The sequence below is a fragment of the Actinoallomurus sp. NPDC052308 genome (genome assembly GCF_040679195.1).
GTDB classification, from domain to species: Bacteria; Actinomycetota; Actinomycetes; order Streptosporangiales; family Streptosporangiaceae; genus Actinoallomurus; species Actinoallomurus liliacearum.
Genome location: NZ_JBFAUM010000012.1, coordinates 44431 through 57842 on the forward strand (window position 1 = coordinate 44431; position 13412 = coordinate 57842).

7 protein-coding genes are annotated in these 13412 nt (G+C 68.3%); 4 read left to right on the forward strand and 3 right to left on the reverse strand.

The annotated features are described in order from the left end of the window. Positions 1–60: 60 nt before the first annotated feature. Positions 61–1218: a hypothetical protein gene (locus AB0L00_RS26040; RefSeq protein ID WP_364439123.1), complete on the reverse strand. Its 1158-nt coding sequence runs from the start codon at positions 1216–1218 to the stop codon at positions 61–63. Between the two features lie 233 nt (positions 1219–1451). Between AB0L00_RS26040 and AB0L00_RS26045 the strand changes: the two genes are divergently transcribed. Further along, entirely contained in the window at positions 1452–2456 is a 1005-nt protein-coding gene (locus AB0L00_RS26045; RefSeq protein ID WP_364439126.1) for a hypothetical protein, read from the forward strand. Between the two features lie 69 nt (positions 2457–2525). After that, the gene (locus AB0L00_RS26050) at positions 2526–2984 is read left to right on the forward strand and encodes a hypothetical protein (protein ID WP_364439129.1); all 459 of its coding nucleotides are present in this window, start codon (positions 2526–2528) and stop codon (positions 2982–2984) included. Positions 2985–3004: 20 nt separating this feature from the next. Here the strand turns inward: AB0L00_RS26050 and AB0L00_RS26055 are convergent, their stop codons facing one another. Together AB0L00_RS26055 and AB0L00_RS26060 are read right to left on the reverse strand one after the other, a co-directional pair. Further along, positions 3005–4618 carry a hypothetical protein gene (locus tag AB0L00_RS26055; RefSeq protein WP_364439132.1) on the reverse strand — a complete coding sequence of 538 codons (1614 nt, stop codon included), beginning with the start codon at positions 4616–4618 and terminating at the stop codon, positions 3005–3007. Between the two features lie 51 nt (positions 4619–4669). Continuing rightward, positions 4670–6616, reverse strand: coding sequence for an AAA family ATPase (locus AB0L00_RS26060; RefSeq protein WP_364439135.1), 1947 nt, complete (start codon positions 6614–6616; stop codon positions 4670–4672). A 228-nt stretch (positions 6617–6844) separates the two neighbouring features. Between AB0L00_RS26060 and AB0L00_RS26065 the strand changes: the two genes are divergently transcribed. Both AB0L00_RS26065 and AB0L00_RS26070 read left to right on the forward strand, forming a co-directional pair. Then, positions 6845–9286, forward strand: a complete 2442-nt coding sequence (locus tag AB0L00_RS26065) for an ATP-binding protein (protein ID WP_364439138.1) — start codon at positions 6845–6847, stop codon at positions 9284–9286. A gap of 41 nt (positions 9287–9327) precedes the next feature. Then, positions 9328–13353 carry a hypothetical protein gene (locus AB0L00_RS26070; RefSeq protein WP_364439141.1) on the forward strand — a complete coding sequence of 1342 codons (4026 nt, stop codon included), beginning with the start codon at positions 9328–9330 and terminating at the stop codon, positions 13351–13353. Positions 13354–13412 lie beyond the last annotated feature (59 nt).

A 13412-nucleotide genomic window follows, 5' to 3' on the forward strand; every position in this document is an offset into this window, starting at 1 on the left:
CGGCCGTTACCTGGCACGGATCCCGGCCCGACGCCGGGCCGGGATCCGTGCCCGCCGTCGTCAGGCGACCGGAACGCCGGGTGCCGGCTGCGTCGGCCGGACCTCGGCCTGAGCGGGGTTGGCGGCCAGTCCGGGGAAGTCCCCGGTGGCCGCCTGGATCTCGGCGACGGCCTCGGGCTTGAGCTCCGACAGCATGATGTCGTAGGCGATGTCGCGGACCTTGTCGGCGCCGAGAACCGAGTGGACCACGGAGGCGATGGTCTCCGCGAGCACCTGCTCGTAGGCCTGGAACCCCGTCTGACCGGCCAGCGCCGGGTTCCACTCGAGCCGGTCGTTCTCACTCACCACGATCTGCAGCCCGCCGGTGACCGGATCGACGCCGTCCAGATCGATCTCCGCGGCGATGTGTCCACGGGCCGCCGGCGTGTTGTCCTGGGCGAAGAGCATCACCGGAACGTCGAAGGCGATCCGCGCGGAGGGCTGCCGCCGCCGGTGCCCGGCCTCCGGCGACAGCGCCGGGACGTCGACGCTCTCCAGCCCGGACAGCATGCGGAAGGTCGAGAGGCCGAGGACGTTGTTCAGGGTCAGCGCCGTCGCACGGGTGATGGTCTCGATCTCACCCGGCTTGCGGGTCAGATAGCCGCCGAAGCTGTAGGCGAGGATGCGTTCCCGGATCGGGGAGCGCATGAAGAGACGGAGGCGGACGCCACTGATCGGCAGTTCGAACTCGACGTCGGCCTCGTCGATCTTGGACCTGACATATCCCGCGTCGGACCGGTCCAACCTGCCGACGAGCTTCAGCTCACCCTCACCGCCGGTGCGGGAGAGCTGGAGGACGTACAGCGTCTCACCGAACTCGACGATCACCTCGTCGCCCAGGACGGCCGACAGTTCGCGGGCGGTCTCGTTCAGACCGTGCAACGTCTTACGAGGCATCCGCAGGTGAAGAATGTTCTGGGACACCACCTTCCCGCCGACCTGGGTCTCGACGTTCTCGACCTCCCGTTCCGCCTGCCTGCTGGTGTAGCTCCGCAGACTGAACGCGACCACCTCGTCGTCGGTCCGGACGCCGCAGGTCGCCTTCAGGGACTTCTTCGCGCTGAGCGGGTAAGGAAGGTCCTGTTTGACATGCCGGGTGGCGTCCACGAACACCGGGACGTCGTTGTTGAAGAGGCGCCGGACGTAGAACTCTTCCTTAATGTTCGTCGTAGGAGCCACTGTGCCTCGTTTTCGTGTCCTGCCGCTGACCGGCGGACCGGTCGGCGGTAATGTCGAACGCCTGGCCGGACTGGCCAGGCGCGGCACCGGCCGCCCAGGCCGGTGCTCACCCTCCTGATCGGACCGTCTGTGAGGACGCCGGGTCGGCAAGTATCCAAAAGGGGACATGCGGGTCGCGTACCGCACAGGACAGTCAGGCGTGATGCCGTCGGGGGTGACCGCAAAGGAGATCCATGAACAAGCTGACCGACTACGTACTCGCCATCCGCACCGCCGGGTCGCCGCCCGTTCCCAACGTGGCGAAGACGGTCGACCTCGTTCCGGGCGATGGTGACGCCATCACCTCCGTCATCAACGGCCTGCGGGCCAGCGGGCTGACGCCGGCCGACTTCCGGGCCCGGGTCATCTTCCTGGCGCCGGAGGGCATCAGCGGCCTCGCCACGTACGCGGCGCTGTGCGGATTCGCCGGGCGGCGGATCGACGCCTACGCCGACGGGACCGTGCTGGAGTTCTCCCGGTTGGACCGCCAGGCCGAGGCCTTCGTCGACGCCGGCAAGCCTTCGGAGTTCCTCGTCTGGGCTCAGGTCGGGGGCCCGACGGCGGAGGGAGTCCCCACCGTGCAGCTCGGCGCCGGCGAGCAGGGGCTGGTCAGCCCCGAGGCGGCGTCGGTGATCCGCTACGCGGCACGCCTCCGGATGGTGCCGCCGGACACGGCCAGGGAGGCGCTGGCCATGTTCGTGCTCGTCGCCGCGTTGCGCCGGCGGGCGGACGACCGGTTCCCCTATCTGTCCACCGGCACCGAACCGGCCCCCGTCTCGAAGGAGGACCCGAACCAGGGGATCGACCTTGAGGCGGTCCGCCGGGAGGCGGCACGGTTTCGACAGGAGTTCCGGGCCGCGCGGAAGGGAGCCGAGGTGGTGTCTCCGGTCCCCGTCTCGGCGCGGAACCGCCGGCTCGCCGAGGCCAACGCGGTCGACATCCGGGAGCTGCTCCGGCGGCTCGGTTCCTCGCCCGACGAGCGGGGCCTGTGGTACTGCCCTCGCCCGGGCAGGCACAGCGACGGTGGCCAGAGTCCGTCGGTGAAGGTGTTCGGGGACAACCGAGCCCGCTGTCACCGCTGCGACCCCGAGAAGGCCGGTCCGGTCCGGCTGGCCGTCGACGTGCTCGACATCACCCCGGACGAGGCGGCGAACTTCATCCTGAACTCGGACCGTGTGATCAACATGTGCGCGGCCTGAGCGGATCCTCGCCGCCGACCTTCCGGCCGAACGGAGGAAGCGATCCCCGGATCGCAGCGCCTGCTGAGCATGGTGGGACTCGTCGTGGACGGAGAGCAGACGGGTCTCCTGCACCGCAGCGTGCTGGATCGGGTGGTCGAGATCGCCGATCGGCTCGGCTGTCGCAGCGCCGTCGCGCTCGGTGTTCTGCCGGTGTACTTCAGCGGCGCCGATCTGCGACGGCTCCGGCGTGACCTGGACCAGGTCGTCGCCTTCGCGGACGCCGCCCGGCGAACCGGCTGGAGGCTGGGCGGCCTCTCCGCGGCCCCCGGCGCCCGGCCGGTCCGCGTGGCGGAGACATCGGGGGGCACCCTCTGGGCGGACGCGGTGCGCGGGTTCGTGCTGCGCGGATCCGCCGGCCGGCGGAGGGGCGTCCCCTACGCTCGGCCTTCTGCGACGGCGCGGCGTACCCCATTAAGCGGCCTCACGGCCCCGCTGGTCGAGGCCGTGGCTCGAGCCCGGGTCCTCGAAGTCCTGCGGGTGCCGTGAGGCCCTGATCGGGGGGACGATCAGCGGGCCGTGACCTTCCCCAGCGCGGCCGACCGTCCGGACACCATCAGCTCCACCGTCGGCATGAACCGCGTCTCGGGGTTGGCGATCAGCGCGCCGATCTGGCCCGCCGCGGCCATCTTCTCGACCAGCGCTCCCGGGCGTACCCCGATGACGTAGTCGGCGTCCAGCGGGCTCGCGGTGGTGACGCACCCGGTCGGCAGCACCCCGTACGGTCCTTCGAAGACACGGCTGCCCGCCGGTATCAGCGAGGCGAGTGAGCGCATGACGACCGGGGCGGCCGGGCCGGTCAGGGTCACCGACCGCAACTGCTCGAGCGCCGTACGGACCTGGGAGACCTGCTCTTCGCTGAGGACACCGGCCGTGATGAGCGAGGCCGGGCTCGGGCTCACCCGATGCCGTCGGGCGATGATGATCGAGTCACCGACGCGGCTGACCCGGGCCCCCGCCTGCGCCATGGCCTGAACGGCGTCGTGAGCGGCGCTCAGGCTGCTGAAGTCGGGCATCTGGTAGACACCGAGCGTGCCGGCGATCATTACCTGGGTGCCGCGGATGTGCACCTCGTGGACGCGCTCGTCGCGCCACAGCTCCGCGAGGTCGCGCCAGCCGTGCAGCAGCGAGCCCACCAGTGCTCCCGACTGGGGTGCCGGCGCCTGGGCGTGCGCCACCAGGGAGTTCTGCGGCGAGGTGGACGGACCCGGCGCGTACGCGGGCGACACCTGCTGCGCCGAACGGCTCGATTCGGTCGCCTGGACGGGCTGCGTTACCCGCATCGACGCCGGCGACTCGTATCTGACCGGTGTGGCCGCCTCCTCATGGCTGCGGGGACGGCGCTGCGGGGCCGGACCGGGGCGATCCTCGGACGGTGAGTCCTGCGTCGACGCGTGCGGAGTCTTCGATTCCGGTGCCGCGGCCAGGACCGCCGGAGCTTCCGCCGGCACCGCGTCGGCTCGCCGGTGCCCGGCCGCCGACTCGGCCTGTGGCGACCTGTGGGGCGGCTTGATCGGCGTCGCTCGGGGATCGGGCGCCGACTCCGGCTCGGGCCGCGCCGCGGCTTCCCGCGCGGGCGGTCCCGTGGGGGCGGGCGGTCCCGTGGGCGCCGATGGGTTCGGGGCGGCCGTAGCCGCCGGCCTGGCCGCTGCGGCCGCCGGAGCCGGTGGGGCCGCCGGCACCGCCTGTGCGGCCTGTGGGGCCTGCGGGGCCGGTGGGACGGGCTCGGCGGTGGTCTGCTCGGCGGCGTCCTCCTTGGCGGCGCCCTGCTCGGACGAGGCGTTTCCGGCCGACGGATTCCAGGACGAGAACATCGCGGCCCACTCGGCCTGGCCCTCCCGCACCGTCGCCTCCGGGTTGACCTCCGTCCGCTTCGCAGGGCCCTTACGCTTGGACCGCTTCTGCTTCGCCGACGCCGGTCGTTCGGCGACCGCGACCTTTCCGGCTCCGGGGGCCTTCTCGGACGTGTCGTCCGCCGATTCACCGCGCTGGGAAGCGGCCTTCTTGCCGTTCCCGGACTCGCCCTGCGATTCTTCCGCGTCGAGCGAGTCGGAGCCGTCCTCACCGATGCCCAGGGTGGTCCAGAAGTCGACTCCGCTGGAGTCACCTTGTGAAGATGCCATGGTTGTCGGGGTCCTTCCAAGAGAAATGCGCCGTCGGCGGTAAGTAACTGATCAGTCGGAGCTCAGGCCCAGGATCTTCTTGAACCGGCTCGACACGGTCTTCGCCGACGATTGAATCGGTGCGGTTCCGAAGATCGGGTCTTCGGTGAGGACCTGCAGGATGCTGCGGAAGGCGGTGTCCAGTGCCGGGTCCGCGCGGAGTGCGATCGGTTGGTAATTGTTCGCTGCTCGCATCCATTCATGATCTTCCGGGATCATTCCCACGAAACGCCAGCCCGGCAGCAGGTCCATGACGTCCTCCGGGCTGCAGTCGACGTCGGCCCGTGCCCGGTTGAGGAGCAGCGACAACTTCTCCGGGGAGACTCCGCCTCCCCGGGAGTGCCGGGGCATGGTGATCGCCCGGAGCCAGGACTGGACCGCCTCCAGCGTGACCCGACTGGGTTCGACCGGAACGAGGATGGCGTCGGCGGCGGGAAGGATCAGATCGGAGAAGGTGGTGTGGTAGACCTCGGCCACCGGCGTATCGATGAACACGAAGTCGAACGTCTTGCGCAGCGCGTTGATGATCCGCTGATACGGCAATGAGTTCACCAGCGAAGGATCGGCGTTGATGGCCTCGGGCGGCCCGAGTAGAGCGTAGAGGCCGAGTTGCGGGACGTGGGCGATCTGATTCCGAATGGTCTCGGACGAAAAGCCGCTGGACGTTTTGAGAAGGTCGAGGACCGTCGGTGATTTGACGTTCAGAAAACGTGCGACGTCCGCCTGCTGGAAATTGGTGTCCACGAGCACCACCGACTCGCCTCGGCCCACGGACTGCAGGATCCGGGACGCGTGGATGGCCAGGTTGACGGTCACGCTGGTCTTGCCCACCCCGCCCTTCGCGGAGGCGACCGCGATGACGCGGCCACGTTTGGTGGCCGTGGGTGCGGCCGCCGGCGGCACGTTCCCCGGCTGCGGGTGGGTCCACCCGTTCGCCTGTGGCGGGACGGCTCCGTGCGGGGCGGCAGCCGAGGTCGGCTGAGGTGCGGCAGGCCAGGACGTGTCGGACGGAGCCGGCGCCATCGTGGGCGCCTGCGGGGCCGGCTGAGGGGAGGGTGGCGTGTCCACGTGGGCGGGCCATCCGGTCTGCGGCTGCGGGGCCGACTGGGGGGAGGGTGGCGTGTCCACGTGGGCGGGCCATCCGGTCTGCGGCTGCGGAGCCGGCTGAGGGGAGGGTGGTGTCTCTACGGGTGTAGGCCATCCGGTCTGCGGCTGCGGAGCCGCCTGGGGGGACGGTGGCGTGTCCACGTGAGTGGGCCATCCGGTCTGCGTCTGCGGGGCCGGCTGGGGTGAAGGCGGTGCCTCCACCGGTGCGGGCCATCCCGGCTGCGGCTGCGACTGCGGGGGCCACACCTGGGCCTGCGCGGGCGGCTGGGACGGCGCCGGGGGAGCGGACGTCCGCGGCGCGGGCGGAGTCGCCTGTCGCGCGGCGTTCACGGGCGGTGCGGGCTCGGCCTGCTGCGCCGGTTCCGGCCGAGGGCGCGGCGCCGGTTCGGGTCGAGGTTGGGACGCCGACTCCGGCCGAGGGCGGGACGCCGGTTCGGGCTGAGGGCGGGACGCCGGTTCCTGCCGAGGAGGGGGCCCCGGTTCCGGCTCAGGTCCGCCGTCCACGGAACCGAGGGCCGCCAGCAACTGCGACATCCTCACCTGGCGCTCGGTGACCTTCACCGCGTCGTTGAAGGAGTCGCCGCGCTCCGCGAAATAGTTGTGGACGAGGACGGTGAACCCGTTGCTCGCGAGGCTGTTCGCCAGAACCTCCACGCCCGCGCCTCTGACGTCCTCGACGAACCCGGGCGCGAACATGAACGCCGCCGGCGCGGCGACCTCTCCCCTTCTGGAGAGATGACGAAGCTCCTTCGCGGAGGCGACGTCGAACACCGCGGCGAACTTCCGGGTCTCCCGTAGTTTCCGCCCGATGCCGGTGTCCCCCGCCACGACGACGGTCGGTGCGGTAGCCATCACAGTGTCCTCAGTTTGGTGCTTTGATCATCGGTCAGGCGACCGAACTAGGCCTATGAACTCGACTGTGCGGATACCGGCGGCTGCCGCCAGTGGTAGTTGCCGGACTGTCTGGCAGAGAGCTTCGTACGATCCGGGAGATGACCCCGAATGCCCAGCCTCAAAGGGACGTTTCAGCGACTGACCGGGACCAGCCGGGCAGGCCGGTCGGATGCCGATACCGCCACGATGTGGACGACCCCGTACGCGTGGCGGACCACTGACGGCATCTACGTCGGATACAACGGCGAGGTCTGGATGTACCGCGCGCTGCCGTTGTCGCCCATGAAGTGGGAGGACCCGGAACAGCAGTTGTCGCTGGCATCGCCGTTCGCCCAGCTCCTCGGCGACCTGGGCAACACCTCGCGGCAGCCCATCGGCGGCCTGGCGACCCTGTCCAGCAACCGGAACATCCACGTGGTGTCGATCAGCTGGGACGACCTGGTCGTCCCGCCGAAGGAGAACACCGACGACCTGCGCGCCTACCAGGCCGGTGCCTTCGGCTTCCTGGCGCCCAAGCGCGTGCTCCTCGTCGGCGTTCAGCTCCGTTCGTCGCTGCTCGACAAGGCGACCAAGAGCACAGTGAACCGTGGATCGTTGCTGAAGAACATGACCGAGCTGCTCAAGGAGACCATCAGCGAGGACGTGCCGAAGCTCGACACCTACCAGAAGGACATCGAGCTCGTCAGGGCGATCTTCGACCGGAGCGACGCACAGATCCCGACCCGGCAGGAACTGGACCAGCTCGAGGCCTGGTACAACCTCGGGAACGGGCCCGACGCGGTGATCGAGGAACTGCCGACCCGCCTCGTGGTGAACGGCGTCGGCGAGCTGGAGATGGCCGCCATCATGCGCTTCGACCAGCCGGTGATGCCCTCCCCGCAGGCGCAGTGGGCGATGGACGCGATCAGCCATCCCGGTGACGCCCCCCACGTCATCTCGATCCGCGCCGAGCTCGAACCCGCGAACCTGACGCGAGCGCGGGCCCGCCGGGCGCAGCGGCGGATCATCGCCAACATGGAGGAGGAGCAGAAGACCCAGGACCTGGAAAAGGTGGAGCTCTCCGAGACCTTCCAGCAGGCCAAGGAGATCGAGGACTACCTCGCGGGGTCCAACCAGCCGATGCTCGCGAACTGCAGCTTCGTCATGGCGCGGGAGGTCACCGAGGAGACCGAGACCTACCTGGAGTTCCTGAACCAGACCTACGGGATCCAGATGAAGGCCCTGGAGCACCGGCAGATCCAGGCTCTGGAGGAGACGCTGCCGTGCTCGTCCGTACGGGTCAATCCCTTCCTGCAGGACGTCAACGTGCCGATGGTCTCGCACGCCGGTCTGCAGTCGTTCTCCCGGCTCGGGGACGAGGCTGGAGTGTTCGGCGGCGTCATCGACCCGGACGGCACGCCCTTCTTCATCGACCCGCTCGGCGCCCCGAAGAAGAACCTGCCGCCGGTGTTCGGGATCTTCGGCGACCCCGGTAGCGGAAAGACGTTCTTCGCCCAGTCCATCGCCGTCCAGTCCGCGTTGAACGGCCTTCCGGCCATCTTCGTCAACCCGAAGGGCGGCGACTCGCTGTACGGCATGGTCGACTACGCCCAGACCCTCGGCGTGCCGAGCGGGCGAATCTCGATGTCGGCGCTGGAGGAGACCCCCGGCGCCTTCGACCCGTTCCGGTACGCGCCGCCGACCATCGCGGCGGAGATCGCCAACGTGCACATCCTGTCGGCCCTGGACGACTTCCGGGACGGCCTGACACTGCAGGAACGGCTGGCGCTGGGCTCGGGGCTGAAGCGCGGGGCGCTCAACGGGGCGCGGTGCGTGTGGGAGGCGCTGGAGTACATCCCGGGAGAGGACGCCGACCGGCTGCGCGGCCTCATCGAGCAGCAGATGGAGGCGTCCAGCATGTTCTCCCTGGGCGTCGCGCTCAAACCGCTGCCGAGACTCGACATGACGACGCAGCGGCTCACCCTCGTCGACTTCGACCGTGATCTCGGCCTCCCCGAGGGCAAGACCGCGAGTGAGTACTCGGTCTCCGAACGGATCGCGCTGGCCGCCGTACGCCTGGTGATCCGGGCGTCACTGGAGATCCTCATCGCCAACCGGGCCGGCGTGCTGATCGTCGATGAGGCGTGGACCTTCCTGTCCCAGCCCGAGGGACTGGCGTCACTTCAGCGGATCTCCCGTGAGGGCCGGTCCCTCAACATCCTCCCGGTCTTCCTCACCCAGCGGATCGCCGACGTGGTCACCAAGGACCTGGAGTCCTACCTCAGCCGCGTGATGGTGCTGAAGCTGAACGAGAAGAAGGAGGCGGAGACGGCCGTACGGCTGTGCGGACTGCGTCCCACCCCGCAGCGGCTGGCGGAGATCCGCGAGTTCGGCCCGCTGCCGCCGGAGGGCGACCGGCCCGCCCGCTGGGCCCGCGGCATCTTCCGTGATCTGGCGGGCCAGCACGCGCAGGTCGTGCTCGGCCCCACGCCGCCGGACGCCGCGGCGGCGTACAGCACGAACCCGCTGGACCGCCGCAAGCGCGAGCAGCGGCGCCTGGAGCGGGACGCGCTGGAGCGCGCCGAACAGGACGCGGCGGCGGCCGCCGCGGCGACCGAGGGGGGAACCGATTCATGGCTCGTCGGCTGAGCTCGCGCGCCGAACGGCCGCGGTCCGGATCCTCGCGCCGGATGCGGAGCGCCGCCGCGAAGCCGCGCTCCGGACGGCCGCATGGCTCCACCGAGAAGGCGCGTTCCGGGCCGCACCGCAGGTTCCAGCTACTGGCGTGGTTCTTCGTCGTCACGGTCTTCTGCGGTCTGGCGCTGCTGTCCGGTAACGGCCTGGGACTCGGGGGACACTCGCGCGCGTCCACGACCGCCGCGGCGTCATCGTCCGGCCTGCCCACGGCCTCGGTGGGTACGCCCACGGGAACTTCGGCCGGTTCGGTGACGGTGGTCTCCGTCCCCTCCGACGTGAATGGTCAGGTGCTCGCGGCAGGTTCGCGCCCGCATGTCGACGGCGTCGACACGTCCGGCGTCTGTTCGAAGTACGACGAGCAAAGGGACTTCCTGCCGCTGAACCGGTGGACGTCCTTCGGCCTGTTCACCGTGGACAACGCCTGGATCATGAAGACCCGGCTCTTCGTCTCGATGATCGCCGGTCTGCTGTTCATGGCCGCCGGCCTGGTCTGGCGGTTGATCGGCACGCTCATGGGCTTCGGCTACACCTTCGACATGGTGTGCTGGGCGGCGCCAGGGATCAACACCGCCGTACACGACATCTCGATGTGGGCGTCGTGGTTCCTCATCCCGGTCTGGCTGTTCGTGCTGACAGCGGTGGTCAAACGCTGGAACGGCGGGAAGAACGGTCCGGCGGCCGCCATGCGGCTGCTGATGGTGTTCCTGACGGCCACCGGCATGATCTTTTTCATCGGCGATCAGTCCGCCCAGCACGTGAATGATCCGACGGCGAAGTACACCGTGCCATGGATGGCCAAGTCGGTGCAGGGCTGGTTCGGTCAGATGTCGAGATCACTGACCACCTTGACGGACCTGGGTACCAACCGCGCGTCGGCGTTCTACGACAGCGATCCCACGACGGCCGGGAACGTGACCTGCGTGAAGCTCGACAAAGCGCTTTACGACAGATACGCCGCCGACAACAACGACACCGCGATGAGCGACGGCATCGGGGGCATGCAGCAGATCAGTAAGATCTGGGAGATCACGATGGTCCGGTCCTGGGTCGCCGCCCAGTTCGGCGACGGGACCAAGGATTACCCCAGTCCCGCTCACGCGGCCTGCCGTGATCTCGAGGCGAACTCCAATGTCGACCTCCAGAAAAAGCTGGAAGCCTACGACCTGTCGACGGGGAACAAGCCGAACACCACGACACAGGGCATAAAGCGAGGATATTTCATCTCGCCCACCAGCAATGAGCAGGTCATCATGGTCGCCTGGGGTGCCTGCATGAGCGACAACGGGCGAGAGAGCAAGAACACCATCCCGCAGTGGGACAAGGCCAACGGGATGGACGGCAAGGCCGACGGCTGCGCCCAGCTCTACAGCAGCGATAAGGCCGCGGCCATGGGCAACTACATGGCCGACCTGATCACCGGCGCGTACAAAATCAACAAATTTTACTTCAACGGCAGTGATGAGCTGAACAGCAAGCTCGGTGACTGCGTCGCGTCCGACAATCCCGATACCGCCCGGGCCTGCCGGGCCGACTGGGACTTCGTCAGCGGCTGGCTCGGCGCGAACCAGGCCGAACGCATCACCCAGGGATTGCTGTCCATCGTCGTCGCCATCGTCTTCCTGTTCGCCCTCGGTCCGATGGCGATCGGCCTGACGCTGACGAGCGTGGCACTGGCCGCTCTCTGCATGATCCTGCCGCTGTCCTTGATCCTCACGGCAGCGGGAGTGGAGTCGGGGAAGAAGGCACTGAAGGCCACGGGGGCCACGGCGGGGGCGAAGGCCGTCTTCACTCTGGCGATGGCGTTCCTGACCGATCTCATCGACCTGTCCTATTCGGTGGTTCAGGCCTCCATCGGTTCCAACTCGACACCCAACTTCTTCGAGCAGGTGCTGGAAGGCAGCACCCCCCTGCTCGCGCTCTTGCTCTTCAGGAAGGGCGCCAAGTGGCTCGGGCTCGGGGACCTCTCGAAGATGACAGGTGCGCTGGGCTTCGCCGGTGCCGCGATGTTGAAGGCCACGGGCGACAAGGACCTGAGCCGGGGCGCCGCCGACCGCATCTCTAGAGGGCTCGGCCGGATCGGCGTCGGTGACAAGCGGCTGAGCAAGCTGGACGAGAAGTCATTGCAGCGCCGGATGCTCAACAACAAGGCGACCCGTGCGGTGGGCAACAAGCTCAAGGCCGCTGGGAAAAAGGCGGTGGTGGATCCGGTCGCGGCTTGGACGAAGGACAAGTACGGGGCAGCACGGGCGGCCGTTGTCCGTAAGAGGAACGACCTGATCCGCAAGGCCAAGTCCGGTTCGCCCGCGCAGCGCGCGGCCGCGTACGCGGCCATTGCCGCCTCCGGCGTCGCGGCGACCGCGATGCTGCCCGCGGCGACAGTGGCCGGAGCCGCGGTGCTGCCCGCGGTCGCCGCACTGGGTGCGATGGGGGCGATGACGGCCGCAGGTGCCGCGGCCCTCGGCAAGACGGCGCAGCACGCCAACGGGCGGTTGAAGGACGCGGCTCGCCTGGCCAGCCTGATCGAGAACGGGACGGACGGCAGCCTCAAGCCGGGGGCTGCCGCCGGCGTCGTCACGGCGAAGAACTCGCATATGGCCAAGCGGCAGGCCGACCTCCATCATCGCAACATCATCAGAGTCAATGACAAAGAGGAAAAGCGGGCTCTGACCACCGAATACGTCGTTGATGGAGTCAACGCGGCACGTGCCCGCCAGTGGGGCGGCGGGAGCGCATCGGGTATCAACACCGCGTTCAAGGGGTTCGCCAACGAAGCGGAAAAGGAGCGAGCGCTGGACGAACTGGTCAATAAAACCGGCCTCGCTCGGGATCAGATCATGCTCGGCAACCATGGCTTGTGGCTGCCCAAACTCGTGTCCTTCGACCCGCACACGGGGGAGCGCAGATTCGACCAGGGCGCCCCCCTGGAAGCGCTGGCGCATCCCGTCAATCTTCTCGATCGTCGTACGCTTGAGCAGCGGCCAGGCGAGAGCAACGATGACTACATCGCGCGGCAGTACGCCCACATGCGGGAACGCGGCGCCATCAACAATGAGGGTGAGGCGGTCAACATGTTGACCGCCATGAAGGGTATCGACACGCGTACCCCCGAAGGTCGGGAGCGGGCGGTTGCGTTCTTCAATGGCGCACAGGATGAAGAACTCTCGAATTTCTACATCCGACCCCGTCGGTCGGAAGACGCCGCCGTTCGGGCCAGCCGGGAGTGGGTCCAGGACCAAAGGATCACCACGCACAACCTCAATGCGGTGGAGGTGATGACGGCCGCGCGCGACGATATCAGCGACTACAAGAACATCAAGGTCGTGCTGCCGAGCGGCGGAACTGGAACGGCCCAGGACGTGCAGATCGAGCTGGACCAGAAATTCGACGCGATGAAGAGTATCGTGCTGAAAATCGGGGGGCTGCACCAACAGATCGACGATGCGCACCGGAACAGTGCCTCCAGCGACCCGGCGGAGTTTCATAAGAGGATCGCCGATCTCAATAAGAGACTCGCCGACATGCAGGACCTGCAACGCGCCCGTGCTCAGGAAATCGATGAACTCACCAAGCTCGCGCAGGACACCTTCGACGCCTCTTCGTCAGCACGCACTGCCTGGAAGGTCTGGGCCACGGCGAACGATCCGGCCACCGACATGGACGATCTCGACGCGGTCAAACGGGAGATCGAACAGTACACCGCCGATATGCAGGCTCGGCAGGAAGCGAGGCGTCAGGAGATGGAAAGGCTCGTCGGCGCCATATATCGGATGCCCTCCAACGCGAGTGGTGCGGGGATGGCGAGCATCCGCCTCGATGATCTCAGGAAGAAGCTCGCAGAGCAGACGAACGGCGAGGAGATCGACAACTTCCTACTGCTCAGGAAGGTCGAGGACATCGAGCGGGAGCTCGAACGGCAGGCCGCGAGCGTGGCTTTGAGCCCGCGCACGTCGCCGTCCAACCACCCCAAGATGCGGGAGCTCCTGGACGCGATGTACGAGGAACTGCACATCAACACGTGACACCTGTGCCCCGCGGTGATCGGCAGGGCGGACGTGCAACCGGCCTCCTCCCGTAGTGG

Coding starts and splice junctions, on each gene's coding strand:
- AB0L00_RS26065 (WP_364439138.1), top strand. CDS start 6,845: ATGTGGACGACCCCGTACGCGTGGCGGACCACTGACGGCATCTACGTC.
- AB0L00_RS26070 (WP_364439141.1), top strand. CDS start 9,328: ATGCGGAGCGCCGCCGCGAAGCCGCGCTCCGGACGGCCGCATGGCTCC.
- AB0L00_RS26055 (WP_364439132.1), bottom strand. CDS start 4,618: ATGGCATCTTCACAAGGTGACTCCAGCGGAGTCGACTTCTGGACCACC.
- AB0L00_RS26060 (WP_364439135.1), bottom strand. CDS start 6,616: ATGGCTACCGCACCGACCGTCGTCGTGGCGGGGGACACCGGCATCGGG.
- AB0L00_RS26045 (WP_364439126.1), top strand. CDS start 1,452: ATGAACAAGCTGACCGACTACGTACTCGCCATCCGCACCGCCGGGTCG.
- AB0L00_RS26050 (WP_364439129.1), top strand. CDS start 2,526: ATGGTGGGACTCGTCGTGGACGGAGAGCAGACGGGTCTCCTGCACCGC.